The following is a 17,483-nucleotide window of genomic DNA, read 5'->3' as shown; positions in this document are numbered from 1 at the left end:
AACCAGCGTCAGACAGCAGTGCTCTCCGCTTGCCGCGTCGCCTTGCCGGCGAGGACTGCCTGCTCGATCAGGGTAGCCACCTCATCGGCCACGACGTTGATCGATGAGCGATCGCGGGTGGCGCGGGCAATCACCATCAGGCCTTCCAGCGAGGACTCGACCAACAGCGCCAGCGCCCGTGCGCGGCGCTCGACCACCCCTGCCCTGACAAACGCCTGGCGCAGCAGGCCGATCCACTGCTCGAAAGCGGAGCGGCAGATTTCCTCCAAGTCCGGCACGTCGTTCGGCGCATCGAGCACGACCGGCGCGATCGGGCAGCCGAGCGAGAATTCGTTGTCCTCCAGCATGCGAGCGACCGACTGGTAAATGTGGTGAACGGCAACCGCCGGATCGCTTTCCGCCGCCAGCTCGGCGCCAAGCCTCTCAGTCACCTCGGCCACGCTGGCGCGCGTCACTTCGACGACCAGCTGATCCTTGCCACCGGGAAAGTGGAAATAGAGCGAGCCGCGCGGGGCGCCGCTGGCGCTCAGTATGTCATTGAGCGAAGTGCCGTGATAGCCGCGCCGCCTGAGCAGCAATCCGGTCGTTTCGAGTATGCGGGCTCTCGTATCGTTCGCCATGTCAACCTCTGTCAGGAGAGATCCTTATAAGCCTTGCCAGAAATATGACAACTGGTCTACATAATATGTAGATCAGTCTATATAATCGAGAGCCGAAATGCGCAGCTATCGTCTTGAGGGTTTGGGCGGAACCGAATGTCTGGTGATGCGGGAAGAGGTGCGACCGGAGCCAAGTCCCCAGGAGATCGTGGTGCGGGTGCGCGCCACCTCGCTCAACCGACGCGATACGATGATCCTCAATGGCACCTACCCCCTGACACCGCGCCGCGGGATCGTTCCGCTCAGCGACGGCGCCGGCGAGGTCGTCGCCATCGGCGATGATGTCACACGCTTTGCCGTCGGCGACCGTGTCACCGGCAGCTATTTCGCCCGCTGGATCGATGGCCGCATCAATGCCGGACTGATCGACCAGCTCGGCTGCACGCTGGATGGCATGCTCGGCGAGTACGCCGTGCTTGACGAGCAATGGGCGGTGCGAGTTCCCGAGCATCTCGACTGGCGCGAGGCGGCAACGCTGAGCTGCGCCGGCCTGACAGCCTGGAACGCACTGACCGGGGCGGAGATTCCCAAGCCCGGCCAATGGGTTCTAGTCATAGGCTCGGGCGGCGTCTCGCTGTTCGCGTTGCAGTTCGCCAAGCTGCTCGGCTGCCGCGTCGTCGCCGTCACCTCTCGCGCCGAGAAGGTCGGCAAGCTGCGGGCGATGGGGGCCGACCTCGTCGTCTCCTCGACCGACATGCCGGAATGGGGGGCGATGGTGCGTGGCGAAACCGGCGGTATCGACCTTACCGTCGAAACCGGCGGCCCGCCGACCTTCGCGCAGTCGCTGATCGCCAGCGCGCTTTATGGGCGCATCGTGCTGCTCACCATTCAGGATGCGAAGGGCGCAACGGTGCAGATCCCCGGCGCCGTCTATCAGCGCAGCCTCGTCACAATCGGCCGTCTGTTCGTCGGCAGCCGCGCAAACCTCGAAACGATGCTCAACGCCGTCTCGGCGCACCGGTTGAGACCGGTCATCGACAAGGTCTTCCCCTTCGCCGAGGCCCGCGACGCCTACCGCTATTTCCAGCAGGGCGACGTCTTCGGGAAGGTCGTCATCGACGGAGCCTGATCTTTCATATCGATCGAACCAGAAGGGAGAACAGCAATGACAATTCGTGAAGCTTCGGCCGAGTGGCAAGGCACGCTGAGGGAAGGTTCAGGCCGGCTGCGGCTCGGCAGCGGTGTGTTCGAAGGCGCCTATTCCTTTCCGTCGCGTTTCGAGAACGGCCCCGGCACCAACCCGGAAGAACTGATCGCGGCCGCGCATGCCGGCTGTTTCTCGATGGCGCTGACCTTCATCCTTGGCCAGGGAGGTCATGTTCCCCGGGACATCCGCACCATCGCCAGGGTGCACCTCGGAGCGACCGAGGCCGGGCCGACCATCACCCGCATCGACCTTGAAACGGCGGTGGAGGTCACGGGGCTCGCCGAAGACCAGTTCGAGCGCCTTGCCCAGTCCGCCAAGGCGAGCTGTCTCGTTTCGCGCGCGCTGGCCGGCGTGGCCCAGATCAACCTCAAGGCGACCCTCGTGGGTACCGCCGCGCAACAATGAATCAGGAGAAGTACGAGATGAGCAGCATCATGGACGGTCATCCAGAGTCGCGGCGGACAGCCGAGATCATGCGGCGCTTCAACGATGTGTTCCAGTTGCACGATCCGTCGGCGCTTGCCGAGTTGGTGGGCGAGGACTGCGTGATTGAAAACACCGTGCCGGCACCGGACGGTGCGCGCCATGCCGGCAAGGCGGCCTGCGTCGGGCTATGGACGGCGATCGCGACCCAGCCCGGCACGCGCTTCGACATCGAGGAGACCTTCGTCGCCGGCGAGCGGGCGACGATCCGCTGGCGCTACTGGATGGCGGACGGCAATTCGCTGCGCGGCGTCAATCTGATGCGCGTCGAGGGCGGGCGGATCGTCGAGGCGATGGGCTACGTCAAGGGATAGGCCGGCTTCACCATATGAGTTACTCCTAATACACATCGGTTTGTGCTAGGAATAGAGTCCGACCGCCATTCGACGATCGAGAAAGACCATAGGGAGGACTAATGTCATGAACATCAGAACCGCCTGCTTTGGAGCACTCGCGTTGACCGTTCTCAGCGGCACGGCACTTGCCGGAGCGCTCGACTCGCCCAAGATGATGGAACCGTTCTTCACCGATGCGAGCATGAAGACGATGAAATCCGACGCCGAGATGAAAGCCGCCTGGGCAAAAATGTCCAAGGACGACCAAGCCATGATGATGAAGGAATGTCAGGATGCGGCGATGAGCAAGCCGTATGCCCCGTTCTGCGAAAAATTGAAGGCGCTCGGCGGCGCGAACAAATGATTGCCGGCTAGTCCGGAGTTGAAGAACAAAAGAAGGCGGGCCAAGGCTCGCCTTCTCATTGTTCGGCATCGATTTCGTGCCAAGGCGAGGCGAACGAATTCTACCTGTCCGCCAGCGCAAGCTTGGCGCCGAGCATGACGAAAGCGCCGGCGAACGTGCGGCGCATCCAGGTCAGCACCCTCGGCCGCGACGCGACATGGCTGCGGATCGAGGCGGCGAAGATGCCATAGCCGACGAAGATGACGAAGGTCAAAAGCATGAAGACGCTGCTCAGTTCCAGCATCTTCGACAGCGCGTGCGGCTCGGTCGTGCTGACGAACTGCGGCAGGAAGGCAAAGAAGAAGATCGACAGCTTCGGGTTGAGCACATTGACGAGGATGCCTCTCGCAATCACCTTGCCGGTGGAGCGCGGCGCGACATTGTCCTCGACGTTCAGACCACCCCTCTCCTTCAGCGTGTTCCAGGCCATGTAAAGGAGGTAGGCGACGCCCAGATATTTCAGCGTCTCGAAGGCGACCGCGCTGGTGTGCAGGAGCGCGGCGAGGCCGGTGATGGCGGCAGCCATATGCGGGATGATGCCGAGCGTGCAGCCGAAAGCGGCGACGATTGAGGCGCGGGCGCCGCGGGAAAGCCCGGCGCTCAGCGTGTAGAGGACGCCGGTGCCGGGCGAAGCCACCACGATCAGCGACGTCAACAAGAATTCGATGCTCACGATTTGGTCCTCCGCTGTGCTGCCCGGCGGGCAGCGTAGCAGCGAAATCCCCGCGCACAAGCCGCGGCGCCGTCAGATCAGAGGACAGGCAGCCCGTGCGCCCGACGCGCCATCAGGCAATCCTCGTCGCCGGGCATGCAGGCGCGGCAGACATCCGGGCGCAGCTCGTAGATGCCGCAAGCGGTTGCCTTGCCCACTTCGCCACAGAGGGCCGAACAGCGCGGGCCCTCGCAACGCATACCCGACAGATCGGTCGCGACATACTTGTCCGGGATACGGTCGAGGTGCGCGTCGTCCTCGGTGGAAAAGCGCGGCCACTCGGCCGAGTAGGAGCAACAGGCGCCGCAGCTCTGGCAATCAAATGCCGGGACGGTGCCTCGTTGCGACGATGAAAGGCTGGCTGCGGCCACCGGGTTGAACAGCCCCTGCGCAGCAGGATTGCGGTCGTCGTCTTGCGGCAAGGCGCTATTTCTTCTTGCCTGCCTTGCGCGACGGCGCCTCGGCCGGCGACTTGAATAGATCGGTCGCGGCCTCGGCAGCTGCATCGGCCTTCGGCGCGGCAGCCGGCTTGACCGGCTTTGCAGCGGCGGCGGGCGCCGGCGGTTGGTCCTTGGCGGAGAATTTTATGGCCATCTCAGTCCTCGTCGGCGAAGCGCGATGGTGCGCGCGGACTGCGCAAACGGCCGATCAGGGCCGAAACCGCCGTTATGTTCATTTCCTCAGGCGACCAGTTCCTCGCCTCCGCGATGTGATGCGGCGCCAGTTCGCGATGCGTGCTGCCGCTGTAGGCGGCGTCCTGATGGGTCACCGGCTCGCGGGTCTTGGCGTCTTGGCGGACATATTCGATCAAATAGTTCGGGCACTCGGCGCGGCCCCGCACGCCGACGCGCACCTGTGCATCGCCATGGACGCGCTTGCAGCGTTCGAGTTTTTCCAGCACACGCCGGACATATTCGACTGGCTTGTCCAATGTTTCGACCATATCGGCGATGGTCGCATCAGCGGCGATTGGTGTCGCCGGCACACGCTTCGTCGCCATCAGCGTCTTCCGGCCCGTTTCGGCAACGCCGCCTGTGCGGCCGCCGCAGCCATTTCATCTGCCTCTTTTTCCAGGCGCAGTTCGCGCAAACGCGCGGTCTTGGCTTCACGCGCCTGGGTAAGGGCATCGCGTTCGGAAATGATGCGGTTGAGCGACATCGACTGGGTTTGCGTCTTGCTGAACAAGGGCACTGCCTGATCAGCAGCTGTTTTCGAATTGGCGGTCAAAATCTTTCTCCTGTCAGGAGTCTCGTGCCGATAGGGCAAGACCGGTCTTCAGTCAGGACCCACGCACAAAAGCATTGGGGCGGCGGATTCAACTTGCTGGAGCGTCCCTTAGCACGTTCAGGCCGACGCGCAGCGCATTTTCGGCGGCGAGACCCACAAAGTGAAAAAGGCCAGGCACCGCCTGACCTTCCATGAGAGCGTCGCGCATCCAGTGGATGCACAGGACGCTCCGGCACGCAGCGTGCGAAAACTCAGGTTTCCGCCGCCATGCGCCCGAATTCGCCATTCACCAGTGCCAGTACATCCGTGGTCACCGGGAAGGCTGAATCCTTTTTCAGGCCGCCTTCAACTGGTCGGCCGACATCTTGCCGGACTTGTTGTCGCGGACCATCTCGTAGCCGAGCTTCTGGCCCTCGACGATGTCACGCATGCCGGCGCGCTCTACGGCCGAGATGTGGACGAAAACGTCGGCAGAGCCGTCGTCAGGCTGAATAAAACCAAAACCTTTGGTGGCGTTGAACCATTTAACTGTGCCGGTGCTCATGACGAACCCTTTCCATGGCAAATACTCGTTCGCCGTCATGCGGATGCACAACGTCGTTTGTCTCGATTTTTGATGTGGGAAGTTCGTCAAAGGCGCGCTGCAAAGCGCGGATAACAAAAGTCAGTCAACAAATATCGACAAAGGTCTTGTAAGCTATTTAAACGGCCATGTCAATTCTTGGCTCACCCGCCGCGACGGTTCACGCCAATCGGGCACTGAACAAAGCGGCCCTAAAAAAATCTGGACGCGCCGGGAGCCATTTCGGTCGAAGCACGTTTCATGGTTGTCGTCAGCAATTCACGAGAGCAATCGAAGGAAAAGCGAACGGCAAAGACGCCCCCCGCACGATAAAAGGTGCGAGGGGCGTTTTCTTTCGGCCCCTACATCGCGGCGGTCATCATCGGCGGCATCTCGTAGCGGAGGCCGAGGCCCGAGCGCACTGCCAGGTCGACGTCAGTCAGCGTCCGGGACGAAAAGGCCGCCGCGGGCTTTCACGTCTGGAACGGTTTGCTGAAGGCGTTGGTGAATGTGACCCCGCCGTGATCGTCGCTGGCTTCGCCCAGCACGACATCCATGCCATCATTGGTGACCCGCGCCAGTGCGAACCCGCCCATATAGGCCGCCTTTGGCTTGAAGAGATCAAGGCCGTCGCGCTGATAGATCATCGGCACCTCGTGCTGATGGCCATGGAAGATGGCAATCACGTTGTAGCCTTTCAGGGCCGCAAGCAGTGCCTGACGGTCCGCATCGCTCCACCAATGCGGCGGCCCCTTGCCGTCGTCGTCGAACGCCTTTTTGGCGGGATCCCATCGCTCAGTCGAAAAATTATCCCAGCCATAATGCTGAAACAGGATGACCGGGCGGCCGTCCGCCGCATAGGTCGCCAGATCCTGCTTCAGCCAGGGCAGGCTGCTGTCCGCGCCATGGCCGGTGTCGCCAGCGAAACGGTGGGTCTGGACGAGATGCAGCCCGCCCCAGTCCCACGCATAGCAGTCGGTCTCGACATCGTAGTCGGTGGCTGGAACCGGTGGCTTGAAGAACACGCCGGCACGGTGATTGACTTCGACATAGTCGCGCATTTCGCGCCGGTACCAGTCAACGTGATGCCGCGGGCCGTTTTGGTCGAGGTCATGATTGCCGAGCCCGACATAGACTGGAACATGCACGCGGTCAGGCCCCATGCCTTGCTGGTAACGCTGGCTGAATTGCAGCAATTGCGTGCCTTCACTCGGCTGGGTGATCTGACCACCGCCATCGTCGGTCATGTCGCCGCCGATGACGAGGCCGAGCGGCGTGCCGATTCGGCTGCCGGCGGAGCGTAGGCCCGTCGGGACGCCGCCGATCTCGACGGGCCATGTCTTGTCGCCAATGCCGTTCAGAGCCGCCACATTGCGCAGCAAGGCAGCGTCGGTCTTGCCTTCCTGCTGGCAATTGGGACTCAAGCCGCTGGCCATGCGGCAGGCATGGACATCGGCGATGAACAGGAAGGTGGCGTCGACAGGCTGAATGCGCTGCCCGGTCTGGCCGAGCGCCGGGCGTGGAAGCGCAAGGGCCGTGGCAAGACCGGCGGCCCGCGCCAGAAAACGGCGTCGTGATACCGATTTTGGTGAGAAGCGCTTCATCATGGGTTGAAGTTCAGCACGGACACCGGTCAGCAGTAAAGTTCAGCGCCCGGTCCACGGCTGCCCTCCCCCAGAACGGAACTGAGTTGTAGGGATCGTTCCCGTCCTCGGCATCAAAGGTTTCCCGGTGGCAGCAATATCCTGCGACGCCGCCTCGTTGCGGCCATGGGCGAAGCTTGGGCGACATTCTGCTCCAGCCCCGCCAGGCAATCGCGCAACATGCCGGCATCCTGCGCCGTCTTGGCCATCGACATCGCGCCGGAATAGGCCGCGACGGCCAGGGCGGCGAAACGCTGCGGGTCGGTGTCCTGCTCCCTGCCCGCCTGCTGATCAGCCCGGACCTTGTCGGCGATCGCCTGGCGCCAGCCGGCAAAAATGCCGGCAAGGGCGGCGCGCAATTCGGCATCGGCGAGCGACAGTTCATGTGCAAGGTTGTTGAGGGGACAGCCGCGCACGAAGCCTTGTTGCTCAAGTTCCGCCGCCACGGCTTCGAAGGCTGCACGCACGCCTTCGCGCGCCGAAGCGGCCGCCCGCAAAGGCGCCATCCATGTCTCTTCGACCGCCGCGGCCACACGCTCTTCGATCACCGCCAGCGCCAACGCTTTCTTGGTCCGGAAATGATGATGCAACGCGCCGCCGCTGACACCCGCCGCCGCCATCAGATCGCCGAGGCTGGACGCGTGATAGCCGCGTACCTGAAAGGACTCCTGCGCGGCATCGAGCACTCTGTTGCGCATGCCTTCGGGATCATTGGCGCGCTTCTGGGCATGCCCTGTCATCGGGAATCTCCACCGTGCCCCTCCAGGAGGGAAGAAAAAGAAGCTAGCAGATTGACAAAACAGGACAACCGGTCTGTTTTATAAAACAGGATGATCACCCTGTTTTTGGAGACGAGCTTATGAGCCTGCCCCTGAGTGCCACATCGGAGACAGCAGCGCTCGCCTCCCCGGTCGTCGAACTGCGGCAGTACACGCTGAAACCCGGCAAACGCGATACCCTTATCGACCTCTTTGACGGCAAGCTGATCGAAGGCCAGGAAGAGGCCGGGATGACCATCATCGGCCAATTCCGGGATCTCGATCGCCCCGACATGTTCGTCTGGCTGCGCGGCTTCGAGGACATGGAGGTGCGCAAAGGCGCCCTGAGCGCCTTCTATGACGGTCCGGTATGGGCAGCGCACCGCAATGCCGCCAACGCCACGATGATCGATTCCGACGATGTGCTGCTGCTCAAACCTGCGTGGCCCGGCGCTGGCTTCGATCTCTCCGGCGCATTACGCGCGGGCTTGGCTGCCGACGAAAAGCCAGGCAGAAGCACGCCGCTGTCAGGCATGGTCGTGATTCGGATTTATCATTTGCGGCCGGGCGCAGAGGCCGCGTTCGCCAGCCGCTTCGAGGCCGAAGTCGCGCCGATGACGGCGTCACCCGGTGCGCGGCTGCTCGCCGCTTTCGTCACGGAGCACGCGGAAAACAGCTTTCCACGCCTGCCGGTGCGAGCGAGTGAGAATGTTTTCATCAGTGTGATGGGTTTTGATGGCGAAGAAGCGCACGCCCAGCATGAAACCGCGCTTGCCGCCTCGCCTGCATGGCAGGCCTTCTCGCACGCCGTCCGACATGACCTGGCCAGACCAACCGAAACCGTGCGCCTGTCGGCGACATCGCGCTCGCGGCTTTGTTGCTGATCTCCAGTCCGCCCGGAGACGGCGTCTGATCAGAGGCGGGGCGGCGTCTTTGCGGTGGACGGCGGGTATACGGCGGAGTGAGTGGACAGCCGATCTCCCCCCTCGTGGGGGAGATGGCCGGCAGGCCAGAGGGGGGCGCTGTCCCGCCGATCTCTCATTCGATTGCACTTCCGCGCTTGTTCTAACCTGAACGCAGTTGAATGACGACAGATAGCGTTCCTTCGCGCCCCCGCCGCCCTGCCGGGCATCTCCCCACGAGCGGGGAGATTGGCTCCGTCTTCAACCGATTTGCATCTTCACCGCCCGCAATCTCCGCTTGATGCGTTTTGTGCAACGCGATACGCCGTTGCCCAAATCGACAGACCGGAGACTTGCCGTGAGCGCTGCCAAGACCAGAACCGAAACCGATACGTTCGGTGCCATCGAGGTCGCCGCCGACCGCTATTGGGGCGCGCAGGCGCAGCGTTCGCTCGGCAATTTCAAGATCGGTTGGGAAAAGCAGCCGGCATCCGTCGTGCGCGCGCTCGGCATCGTCAAGCGGGCGGCGGCGGAAGCCAATATGGAGCTGAAGCGGCTCGATCCGGCGATCGGCAAGGCGATCGTCGAAGCCTCTCAAGAAGTCATCGACGGCAAGCTCAACGACCATTTCCCGCTGGTGGTCTGGCAGACCGGCTCGGGTACGCAATCCAACATGAACGCCAACGAGGTGATCTCCAACCGGGCGATCGAGATGCTGGGCGGCGTCATGGGCTCCAAGAAGCCGGTGCACCCGAACGACCACGTCAATATGAGCCAGTCGTCGAACGACACCTACCCGACCGCCATGCACATCGCCTGCGCCGAGCGCATCGTGCATGACCTGTTGCCGGCGCTGAAGCACCTGCACAAGGCGCTCGCCGCCAAGAGCAGGGAGTTCAACCATATCATCAAGATCGGCCGCACCCACACGCAGGACGCCACCCCGCTTACGCTGGGCCAGGAATTCTCGGGCTACGCCGCGCAGGTCGCTTCGTCGATCAAGCGCATCGAGCTGACGTTGCCCGGCCTGCAGGAACTGGCGCAGGGCGGCACCGCCGTCGGCACCGGCCTCAACGCGCCCGTCGGCTTCGCCGAGCGGGTGGCCGACCGCATCGCCGCCATCACCGGCATCGCCTTCGTCACTGCCCCGAACAAGTTCGAGGCGCTGGCAGCCCATGATTCCATGGTGTTCTCACATGGCGCCATCAACGCCGCTGCCGCAGCGCTGTTCAAGATCGCCAACGACATCCGCTTCCTCGGTTCCGGCCCGCGTTCCGGCCTTGGCGAATTGTCGTTGCCGGAAAATGAGCCGGGTTCCTCGATCATGCCGGGCAAGGTCAACCCGACGCAGTGCGAAGCGATGACCCAGGTCTGCGTGCAGGTGTTCGGTAACAATGCAGCCCTCACCTTCGCCGGCAGCCAGGGCCATTTCGAGCTCAACGTTTATAACCCGCTGATGGCCTACAACTTCCTGCAGTCGGTGCAGTTGCTCGCCGACGCTTCGGTCTCCTTCACCGACAATTGCGTCGTCGGCATCGAGGCGCGCGAAGACAACATCAAGGCGGCCCTCGACCGCTCGCTGATGCTGGTGACGGCGCTTGCGCCCACCATCGGCTACGACAGCGCCGCCAAGATCGCCAAGACCGCGCACAAGAACGGCACCACGCTGCGCGAGGAAGCGCTGGCCACCGGGTTGGTCAGCGAAGCCGACTACGACCGGCTCGTGCGGCCCGAAGATATGACCCATCCGGGATAAAAGCATTTTTCGGCGGGAGAATATCCTCCCGCCACCGCATCGAGCGACACGAATTTCCGTCTTTCACCGGTTCACGGAAACGTATGTCCTGTGAACAATGTGTCGCCAGACAGGCGGCTTTGGTGAACAGTCAGCATGGTCTATCTGACGGGTGATCAACCCCATTCGGAGAGCCACCATGTCCACCAACACGTCCTTCGCCGGCACCGGCACCGCGTCCAACAGTTCTGTCACCATCCTGCTCGGCCGCATCCTGCTTGCGGTCATTTTCCTGCTTTCCGGTTTCGGCAAGCTCAGCGCCCTTTCCGGCACCGCGGCCTATTTCGGCGGCCTCGGCCTGCCCTTGCCGACCGTGACGGCCATCGTCGTCGGCCTCATCGAACTGCTCGGCGGTCTGGCCATTCTCGTCGGCTTCCAGACCCGGATTGCCGCCTGGGTGCTGGCGATCTTCACCGTCGCCACGGCCCTGGTCGCCCACACCGGCTGGGCCGACCAGATGCAGATGATCAACTTCATGAAGAACCTGGCGATCACCGGCGGCTTCCTCGTGCTGGCTTCCTCAGGCGCCGGCGCCTATTCGGTCGACGCCAAGCGCGGCTGAACTTCCCTCCCCCGTCTTTGACAGCAGTGGCGCGGAATTTTCCGCGCCACTGTTTCGTTGTCGGTCCAGAAGCCTCAATTCAGCGCCCGGATTTGCCGGGGCATTGGTGGTAGGATCGATCGGTCCGGGTGGGTAAAGGCCCAAACCGGCCAACCGACAACGGAGGTGACCATGCCTCGCAACGCACTGCTTCTGGCTTCGCGGCTGCTGCTTGCCGCGCTGTTCGTACCGTCAGGCTTCCATGCGCTCGCCGACATTGCCGGCACATCGGGCTATTTCGCCGGCCTTGGCCTGCCGCTCCCGGGGCTCGCCGCGTGGGGCACGGGCCTGTTCGAGCTGATCGCCGGACTGCTGATACTCATCGGCTTCCAGACCAGGATCGTGGCTCTGCTTTTGGCCGCCTTCTGCATCGTTGCCGGCTTCATCGGCCATTACGGCCAGGGCGCCGATGATGCGACGCTTGCCTTCTTGCACCAGCAGATGCTGATGAAGGACATCGCGATATCGGGCGGCTTTCTGGCGCTCGCCATGGCCGGCGCCGGCGCCTGGTCGGTCGACGGGCGGGCTGCTGTTTGATATCGCCTAAATCCAAGGGCAGGCCCGGAACCAACCAGACAAATGCCCCGGGTTGGACTCTCAATGCCCGAGCCAAGCCAACGCCCGTGTCAAGTCGACCCCCACTCCGTCGAGCTGCGCTCGACACCTCTCCCCCGATCGACGGGCGAGAGGTGGCTTGGCGAAGCCAAGACGGAGTGGGGGAAGCCGGTCTTCAAACACGAAGCCGCTGAACAAGTGGCGCGATTGAGTTGGTCAATATCGGCGTGGATCAGATAACTCACGCTCTGGTAGGCCGTACCTATTTCACCGAAACGCTCGGCCCACCTTCGACCGCCAGTACCAGGCGGCGGCCGGTAATTCGCGCCAGTTGCGCCAGGCGCCCGGCCGGGCGCTCGCCATAGAGATCTGCCAGCGATGCCGGCAAGACCAGCGCCAGCACGCCATTGCCGCGCTGCTCCCATTTCAGTCTCGGCATGACGCCGGGCATCGAGGCGGTCAGCAGGTAGACGACGCGCATCGATGCCGCCAGCACCCGCGCTCGCTCCAGATAGCGCGGTGTCGCCAGCGCCTTGATTTCGGGCGCGATGGCTTCGTTGAAGATGCCGTCGTGCCGATAGGCGTTGGCCATCGCCAGGTAGGCGCGGCCAGGGTGGTCCACGCCGAAAAAGGAGGCGTGGGCGATGATGTTGAGCGATTGCTTGCCGCGATATTCGGGATGCGCGCGCCAACCGATGTCGGCCAGCAATGCCGCGGCGTGGCGGTAGCGCGCCTCGTCCTCGGTCTCGTCGATGCCGAAAGCGGCAAAGGTCTTGGCCGTCCAGTCGACGAGTTCATGCGCATGGGTGACCGAGCGCGAGCGCAGCCGGGCGAGTTCCTCCGATGCCGAGATCAGGGGATCGGCCTTCTGCTCGGCCTGGTCGAGCAGGGAATAGAGGAAGCCTTCGCGCACGCCGAGCGCCGAGACGATGATCTTCGACGGCTGCATCGCCGCCATGATCTCCTGCAGCACGATGGCACCGTAAGGCAGCAGCGAGCGGCGGTTCTTCGAAACGCCCTCGATGCCTTTGATCTTCTCGATCTCGCCTTTGGCCACTTGCCGCAGGAAATTGGCGGCACTTTCGACGCCGATCTCGTAGTGGTGCATGACGCCAAGCGGATAGTTGGTCATCTCCATGTGCAGCCGGGCGAGATTTCGCCAGGTGCCGCCGACGGCATAGAAAGGCCTGCCTTGCCCGCCTTTCAGCAGCTTCGCCCGCCCCAGCTCGTCGCGCACGATTTTCGCTGCCTGCGTGAGGGAGTTCTTGGCCATATCCTGGAGGCGCAGGCCGCCCAGCGGCAACGTTATGCCGTCGCCGATCGCTTCGCCATTGACGTCGACCAGTTCAAGGCTGCCGCCGCCGAGGTCACCCGCGATACCGTTGGCCGGATGAAAGCCGCAGATGACGCCGAGCGCGGAATAGTAGGCTTCCTCGCGGCCGCTGATCACGCGGATCTCGGTCTTGAGCACGTCTTCGGCGCGGTGGATGAAATCGGGGCCGTTGACGGCCTCGCGGGCGGCCGCGGTCGCCAGCACGTACATGTGCTCGGCGCCGGCCTGGTCGGAGAGCGCGCGGAAGCGGCGGAACTCCTCCATTGACCGTGTCACGCCCTCGGGGTCGAGCTTCCCCGTCGACACAATGCCGCGGCCGAGGCCCGCCAGCATCTTTTCGTTGAACAGCATGGTCGGCGAGCGCGCCAGCCCCTCATAGACGACAAGGCGGATCGAATTCGAGCCGATGTCGATGATGGACAGCGGTCGGCGATCCTGCAGCCGGCCCTGGGAATCGGACAGCATCAGGCGGCGGCGTTCTTCTTGCGGCGCTTGAATTGCGCGATCCGCTTCGGCGCATGCGATTTCAGCGCATCACCCCGTCCCGACAGGCTCGGATTGGTCATGAAATATTCCTGTGCGTTGAACGGCTCCTCGCCCTCCTCGAGCACGACGCGCCGGGAGGTTCCATCAGCCAATACGTCGAAACTTTGCTGATTGTCCATGATGTTGCCGAGCATGATCTGGCCCAGCACCTGTTCATGCACAGTTGGGTTGGTGATCGGCACCATGGTCTCGACGCGACGGTCGAGATTGCGCGGCATGAGGTCGGCCGAGGAGATGTAGACCACCGCCTCGTCCGACGGCAGGCCGTGGCCATTGCCGAAGCAATAGATGCGGCTGTGCTCGAGGAAACGGCCGACGATCGACTTGACCCTGATGTTTTCCGACAGGCCCGGCACCTGCGGCCGCAGGCAGCATATGCCGCGCACGACGAGGTCGATCTCGACGCCCGCTCGGCTGGCGTCGTAGAGCGCGTCGATGATGATCGGATCGACAAGGGCGTTCATCTTCATCCAGATGCGTGCCGGCCGTCCCTCGAGTGCGTGGGCGACCTCATCGGAAATGTGCTGCAGGATACGGTTCCTCAGCGTGAAGGGCGAGATCGCCAGCCGCATTTCGGCGGTCGGCTCGGCATAGCCGGTGATGAAGTTGAAAAGCTGGGCGACATCGCGTGCGATCGTTGCATCGGTGGTGAAGAAGGACAGGTCGGTGTAGATGCGCGCGGTCACCGGATGGTAATTGCCGGTGCCCAGATGCACATAATTGCGCAGCTTGCCGTCCTCGCGCCGCACCACCAGCGACATCTTGGCGTGGGTCTTGAGCTCGAGGAAGCCGAACACGACCTGGACGCCGGCGCGCTCGAGGTCGCGCGCCCAGCGGATGTTGGCCTCCTCGTCGAAGCGAGCCTTGAGCTCGACCAGTGCCGTCACCGACTTGCCGGCCTCGGCGGCGTCGACCAGCGCACGCACGATCGGGCTGTCGTTGGAGGTTCGGTAAAGCGTCTGCTTGATCGCCACCACTTCCGGGTCGGCCATCGCCTGGCGCAGGAACTGCACCACGACGTCGAAGGATTCGTAGGGGTGGTGGACGATGATGTCCTTCTCGCGGATAGCGGCGAAGCAATCGCCGCCATGCTCGCGGATGCGCTCGGGGAAACGCGGATTGTAGGGCGTGAATTTGAGGTCGTCGCGGGCAACGGCGACGATCTCAGAAATCTGGCTGAGCGCCAGCGGGCCGGTCAGGACGCTGATGCGGCTCGACGAAACGCCGAGTTCGCCGGCGACGAATTCGCGCAGTTCGGCCGGCATGAGCATGTCGAACTCGATGCGAATGACGGAGCCGCGGCGGCGGCGCTTTAGCGCGGTCTCGAACAGGCGCACGAGATCTTCCGATTCCTCCTCGACCTCGATGTCGCTGTCGCGAATGATGCGGAACGTGCCGGAGCCCTTGACCTCGTAACCCGGGAACAACTTGCCGATGTAAAGGCCGACCGCCTCTTCCAGCGGGATGAAGCGGACATGGTGCTTGCGGTCCGGCAGGCGGATGAAGCGCTTCAGCGCCACCGGCAGGCGCAAGAGCGCGCTCATCTCCTCGCCGTTCTTGCGATGGCGAAGCTGCAGCGCCATAGAGAAGCCGAGATTGGGGATGAACGGGAATGGGTGCGCCGGGTCGATCGACAATGGCGTGAGAACAGGAAACACCTGGTCCTGGAAGTGCTCCTCCAGCCAGGCCTTCTCGTCCTTGGTCAGCGCGTCGCGGGTGATGCTCTCGATGCCTTCCTTGTTGAGCAGCACGGTCAGCGCCGAAAGGCTCTTCTGCTGGTCTTCCTGCAACCGTTCGACCTCACGCAGCAGCTGTTCGAGCTGCTGTTCGGGGGTACGCCCGTCCGGACTTCTCAACACGATGCCTTCGCGAACCTGGCCAGCCAGGCCGGCGACGCGCACCATGAAAAACTCATCGAGATTGGCCGCGGAGATCGACAGGAAACGTACCCTCTCCAGCAGCGGATGGTTTGTGTTCTGCGATTCCTCGAGCACGCGGCGGTTGAACTGCAACCAGGAGAACTCGCGATTGACGAAACGATCCGGATTGCCTTCCGGGCTTGCCGCTTCCGCATTGATGAACTCGCTCTGGACCGGCTTCAGTTCGTTCATGGTTCCTGCTCTTCCCACGTCTGGTTGCTTCGCCGCTTTTTCGGGCGGCGCCCAGGCTGTTGCGCCTGGCTGCGATGCTCCAGCCGGTTAACCGGCTTAACTTATCCTCTGACAGGCTTTTGCGACAGTTTCATTTCATCGAACTTGCAAACAGACCGGTTATGATCCAAACGCTGAGCAGACTGCGCTAAAGGAGACGACGATGGCAGGCGGTTCCATTCCCCATTTCCAGAACGATGCGGGCCATCCGGCGATCGATATCGGAGTCAAGGAATTCATGTGCACCGGCGCCAACCCGCCTTTCGACCATCCGCATGTGTTTCTCGACATGGGCGACGACAATGAGAAGGTCTGCCCCTACTGCTCGACGCTCTACCGCTATTCGCCGAAGCTGACGGCGATGGAAACGCTGCCGGCCGGCTGCCTCTACATCGATCAGGCCGCCTGACCTCCAGCGGGCCGGGCCAATGGCAGACGCACAGTCCCGGCAAGTCATCATCGCCGGGGCGGGTATTGCCGGGCTGACCGCGGCACTGGCTTTCGCCGAGCGCGGCTATCCCGTACGGATCTTCGAACAGGCGCAGCGCCTCGAAGCGGCGGGCGCCGGCATCCAGCTTTCGCCCAACGCGACACGCATCCTGCGTGAGCTCGGCGTACTCGACGCACTTCTTCCCAATGCCGTCAGGCCGGAAGCCGTGGTGCTGAAGGATGCGGCAACCTTGGGCGAACTGGCGCGCGTGCCTCTTGGACGAGCAGGCGAGGCGCGCTGGGGTGCGCCCTACCTCGTGGCGCATCGAGCGGACCTGCAAAACGCGCTGATGGCGCGCGTGGCTGCCATGCCCGATGTTCATCTCACCACCGGCGCGCGCCTTGACAGCGTCACGATCAGCAGTTCAGGCATCACCGCGGCAGCCGATGTGGGTGGCAGGCCCGTCGCGGCGGAAGGTTTCCTTCTGGTCGGCGCCGATGGCGTCTGGTCGTCGGTCCGCGGACTTGCCGACCCAGCAAGAACCAGCCCTGCGAAAAGCCACTTCTCGGGCGAACTGGCCTGGCGGGCAACCGTCAGCGCAGACAGTCCTGCCGGGCAAGCTTTTGCAGAGATCGGTGCGCCGGACTGCGTCACCACCTTCCTGCATCCCGGCTTTCACATGGTCGCCTATCCCGTCAGCAAGGGCAGCGCCATCAATCTCGTCGCTTTCACCAGGGGCGAGCGTATCGCCGAAGGCTGGTCCGGCCATGCCGATCCCGCAATCCTGGCCGGCGCCATGCGCCGCACCGCGCCGGCGCTGGCAAGGCTTGCGGAGTTGGCCGGCCCTTGGGCGGCCTGGCCGGTCCATACGGTCGATCAGAAGCCGCCATGGGTAAGGTCGGGCCGCATCGCACTGGTCGGCGACGCGGCGCATGCCATGACGCCGTTCGCGGCACAGGGCGCCGCGATGGCCATCGAGGATGCCGCCACGCTTGCCGACGTCATGGCCGCCTCCCCTGCCGATCTCGCCGGAAGTCTTCAAATCTGGGAAGGCCTGCGCCGGCCGCGCGTCGTGAGAGTGGCACGTCGCGGCGCCCTCAACCGCCTTGCCTGGCATGCCTGGGGTCCGGTGGCGTTGGCGCGCAACCTTTTCCTGAAAATGCGGGCGCCGGAGAAGCTCGCCGCGGATTTGGACTGGCTTTATGGGTGGCGGGCCTAGAACTCGAACGAGGCGTTGGCGTT

21 protein-coding genes are annotated in these 17,483 nt (G+C 63.5%); 10 read left to right on the top strand and 11 right to left on the bottom strand.

Going from position 1 to position 17,483, the window contains the following annotated elements:
• Positions 1–8: 8 nt before the first annotated feature.
• Positions 9–620, bottom strand: coding sequence for a TetR/AcrR family transcriptional regulator (locus FJ951_RS14565; protein WP_140494276.1), 612 nt, complete (start codon positions 618–620; stop codon positions 9–11).
• 97 nt (positions 621–717) lie between these two features.
• Between FJ951_RS14565 and FJ951_RS14560 the strand changes: the two genes are divergently transcribed.
• From FJ951_RS14560 to FJ951_RS14545, 4 genes are all read left to right on the top strand, one after another.
• The gene (locus tag FJ951_RS14560) at positions 718–1,728 is read left to right on the top strand and encodes an NAD(P)-dependent alcohol dehydrogenase (protein ID WP_140494278.1); all 1,011 of its coding nucleotides are present in this window, start codon (positions 718–720) and stop codon (positions 1,726–1,728) included.
• A gap of 36 nt (positions 1,729–1,764) precedes the next feature.
• On the top strand, positions 1,765–2,211 hold the full coding sequence (locus tag FJ951_RS14555; protein ID WP_140494280.1) for an OsmC family protein: 447 nt from the start codon (positions 1,765–1,767) through the stop codon (positions 2,209–2,211).
• A gap of 17 nt (positions 2,212–2,228) precedes the next feature.
• Positions 2,229–2,603, top strand: coding sequence for a nuclear transport factor 2 family protein (locus FJ951_RS14550; protein WP_140494282.1), 375 nt, complete (start codon positions 2,229–2,231; stop codon positions 2,601–2,603).
• A 106-nt stretch (positions 2,604–2,709) separates the two neighbouring features.
• Entirely contained in the window at positions 2,710–2,988 is a 279-nt protein-coding gene (locus tag FJ951_RS14545; RefSeq protein ID WP_140494284.1) for a hypothetical protein, read from the top strand.
• 100 nt (positions 2,989–3,088) lie between these two features.
• Here the strand turns inward: FJ951_RS14545 and FJ951_RS14540 are convergent, their stop codons facing one another.
• The 8 genes from FJ951_RS14540 to FJ951_RS14510 form a co-directional block, all read right to left on the bottom strand.
• Entirely contained in the window at positions 3,089–3,700 is a 612-nt protein-coding gene (locus FJ951_RS14540; RefSeq protein ID WP_140494286.1) for a LysE family translocator, read from the bottom strand.
• A 77-nt stretch (positions 3,701–3,777) separates the two neighbouring features.
• On the bottom strand, positions 3,778–4,161 hold the full coding sequence (locus FJ951_RS14535; RefSeq protein ID WP_140515523.1) for a YkgJ family cysteine cluster protein: 384 nt from the start codon (positions 4,159–4,161) through the stop codon (positions 3,778–3,780).
• A gap of 4 nt (positions 4,162–4,165) precedes the next feature.
• Positions 4,166–4,333, bottom strand: a complete 168-nt coding sequence (locus FJ951_RS28455; protein WP_181167560.1) for a hypothetical protein — start codon at positions 4,331–4,333, stop codon at positions 4,166–4,168.
• A gap of 1 nt (position 4,334) precedes the next feature.
• Positions 4,335–4,739 (bottom strand): hypothetical protein, encoded by a 405-nt coding sequence (locus FJ951_RS14530; protein WP_140494290.1) that lies wholly within the window; start codon positions 4,737–4,739, stop codon positions 4,335–4,337.
• On the bottom strand, positions 4,739–4,966 hold the full coding sequence (locus tag FJ951_RS14525; protein ID WP_140515521.1) for a hypothetical protein: 228 nt from the start codon (positions 4,964–4,966) through the stop codon (positions 4,739–4,741). The genes FJ951_RS14530 and FJ951_RS14525 overlap by 1 nt, the downstream gene beginning before the upstream one ends.
• A 334-nt stretch (positions 4,967–5,300) precedes the next feature.
• A complete protein-coding gene (locus FJ951_RS14520) occupies positions 5,301–5,510 on the bottom strand; it encodes a cold-shock protein (protein ID WP_010915421.1) in 210 nt (69 codons plus the stop codon).
• Positions 5,511–6,001: 491 nt separating this feature from the next.
• Complete coding sequence (locus FJ951_RS14515; protein ID WP_140494294.1) at positions 6,002–7,135, bottom strand: metallophosphoesterase; 1,134 nt, start codon at positions 7,133–7,135, stop codon at positions 6,002–6,004.
• Positions 7,136–7,245: 110 nt separating this feature from the next.
• Positions 7,246–7,911 (bottom strand): TetR/AcrR family transcriptional regulator, encoded by a 666-nt coding sequence (locus FJ951_RS14510; protein WP_140515519.1) that lies wholly within the window; start codon positions 7,909–7,911, stop codon positions 7,246–7,248.
• A gap of 119 nt (positions 7,912–8,030) precedes the next feature.
• Between FJ951_RS14510 and FJ951_RS14505 the strand changes: the two genes are divergently transcribed.
• From FJ951_RS14505 to FJ951_RS14490, 4 genes are all read left to right on the top strand, one after another.
• Complete coding sequence (locus FJ951_RS14505; RefSeq protein ID WP_140515517.1) at positions 8,031–8,813, top strand: NIPSNAP family protein; 783 nt, start codon at positions 8,031–8,033, stop codon at positions 8,811–8,813.
• A gap of 376 nt (positions 8,814–9,189) precedes the next feature.
• Entirely contained in the window at positions 9,190–10,587 is a 1,398-nt protein-coding gene (fumC, locus tag FJ951_RS14500; RefSeq protein WP_140515515.1) for a class II fumarate hydratase, read from the top strand.
• 178 nt (positions 10,588–10,765) lie between these two features.
• Entirely contained in the window at positions 10,766–11,188 is a 423-nt protein-coding gene (locus FJ951_RS14495; RefSeq protein ID WP_140494302.1) for a DoxX family protein, read from the top strand.
• A 171-nt stretch (positions 11,189–11,359) separates the two neighbouring features.
• Entirely contained in the window at positions 11,360–11,764 is a 405-nt protein-coding gene (locus FJ951_RS14490) for a DoxX family protein (protein ID WP_140494304.1), read from the top strand.
• Positions 11,765–12,044: 280 nt separating this feature from the next.
• Here the strand turns inward: FJ951_RS14490 and ppx are convergent, their stop codons facing one another.
• On the bottom strand, positions 12,045–13,580 hold the full coding sequence (gene ppx, locus FJ951_RS14480) for an exopolyphosphatase (protein ID WP_140515513.1): 1,536 nt from the start codon (positions 13,578–13,580) through the stop codon (positions 12,045–12,047).
• Positions 13,580–15,772, bottom strand: a complete 2,193-nt coding sequence (locus FJ951_RS14475) for an RNA degradosome polyphosphate kinase (RefSeq protein WP_140494308.1) — start codon at positions 15,770–15,772, stop codon at positions 13,580–13,582. The genes ppx and FJ951_RS14475 overlap by 1 nt, the downstream gene beginning before the upstream one ends.
• A 202-nt stretch (positions 15,773–15,974) precedes the next feature.
• Here FJ951_RS14475 and FJ951_RS14470 point away from each other — a divergent pair, with 202 nt between their 5' ends.
• Positions 15,975–16,220, top strand: a complete 246-nt coding sequence (locus FJ951_RS14470; RefSeq protein ID WP_140494310.1) for a zinc-finger domain-containing protein — start codon at positions 15,975–15,977, stop codon at positions 16,218–16,220.
• A gap of 19 nt (positions 16,221–16,239) precedes the next feature.
• On the top strand, positions 16,240–17,460 hold the full coding sequence (locus FJ951_RS14465) for an FAD-dependent monooxygenase (protein ID WP_140515511.1): 1,221 nt from the start codon (positions 16,240–16,242) through the stop codon (positions 17,458–17,460).
• Positions 17,461–17,483 lie beyond the last annotated feature (23 nt).

This window comes from Mesorhizobium sp. B2-2-3 (genome assembly GCF_006442405.1).
Taxonomy (GTDB): domain Bacteria; phylum Pseudomonadota; class Alphaproteobacteria; order Rhizobiales; family Rhizobiaceae; genus Mesorhizobium.
This window is presented reverse-complemented; position numbering and strand designations above follow the sequence as displayed.

Coding starts and splice junctions, on each gene's coding strand:
- FJ951_RS14530 (WP_140494290.1), bottom strand. CDS start 4,739: ATGGCGACGAAGCGTGTGCCGGCGACACCAATCGCCGCTGATGCGACC.
- FJ951_RS14465 (WP_140515511.1), top strand. CDS start 16,240: ATGGCAGACGCACAGTCCCGGCAAGTCATCATCGCCGGGGCGGGTATT.
- FJ951_RS14555 (WP_140494280.1), top strand. CDS start 1,765: ATGACAATTCGTGAAGCTTCGGCCGAGTGGCAAGGCACGCTGAGGGAA.
- FJ951_RS28455 (WP_181167560.1), bottom strand. CDS start 4,333: ATGGCCATAAAATTCTCCGCCAAGGACCAACCGCCGGCGCCCGCCGCC.
- FJ951_RS14490 (WP_140494304.1), top strand. CDS start 11,360: ATGCCTCGCAACGCACTGCTTCTGGCTTCGCGGCTGCTGCTTGCCGCG.
- FJ951_RS14510 (WP_140515519.1), bottom strand. CDS start 7,911: ATGACAGGGCATGCCCAGAAGCGCGCCAATGATCCCGAAGGCATGCGC.
- FJ951_RS14550 (WP_140494282.1), top strand. CDS start 2,229: ATGAGCAGCATCATGGACGGTCATCCAGAGTCGCGGCGGACAGCCGAG.
- FJ951_RS14495 (WP_140494302.1), top strand. CDS start 10,766: ATGTCCACCAACACGTCCTTCGCCGGCACCGGCACCGCGTCCAACAGT.
- FJ951_RS14565 (WP_140494276.1), bottom strand. CDS start 620: ATGGCGAACGATACGAGAGCCCGCATACTCGAAACGACCGGATTGCTG.
- FJ951_RS14520 (WP_010915421.1), bottom strand. CDS start 5,510: ATGAGCACCGGCACAGTTAAATGGTTCAACGCCACCAAAGGTTTTGGT.
- FJ951_RS14515 (WP_140494294.1), bottom strand. CDS start 7,135: ATGATGAAGCGCTTCTCACCAAAATCGGTATCACGACGCCGTTTTCTG.
- FJ951_RS14470 (WP_140494310.1), top strand. CDS start 15,975: ATGGCAGGCGGTTCCATTCCCCATTTCCAGAACGATGCGGGCCATCCG.
- FJ951_RS14475 (WP_140494308.1), bottom strand. CDS start 15,772: ATGAACGAACTGAAGCCGGTCCAGAGCGAGTTCATCAATGCGGAAGCG.
- FJ951_RS14560 (WP_140494278.1), top strand. CDS start 718: ATGCGCAGCTATCGTCTTGAGGGTTTGGGCGGAACCGAATGTCTGGTG.
- ppx (WP_140515513.1), bottom strand. CDS start 13,580: ATGCTGTCCGATTCCCAGGGCCGGCTGCAGGATCGCCGACCGCTGTCC.
- FJ951_RS14545 (WP_140494284.1), top strand. CDS start 2,710: ATGAACATCAGAACCGCCTGCTTTGGAGCACTCGCGTTGACCGTTCTC.
- FJ951_RS14505 (WP_140515517.1), top strand. CDS start 8,031: ATGAGCCTGCCCCTGAGTGCCACATCGGAGACAGCAGCGCTCGCCTCC.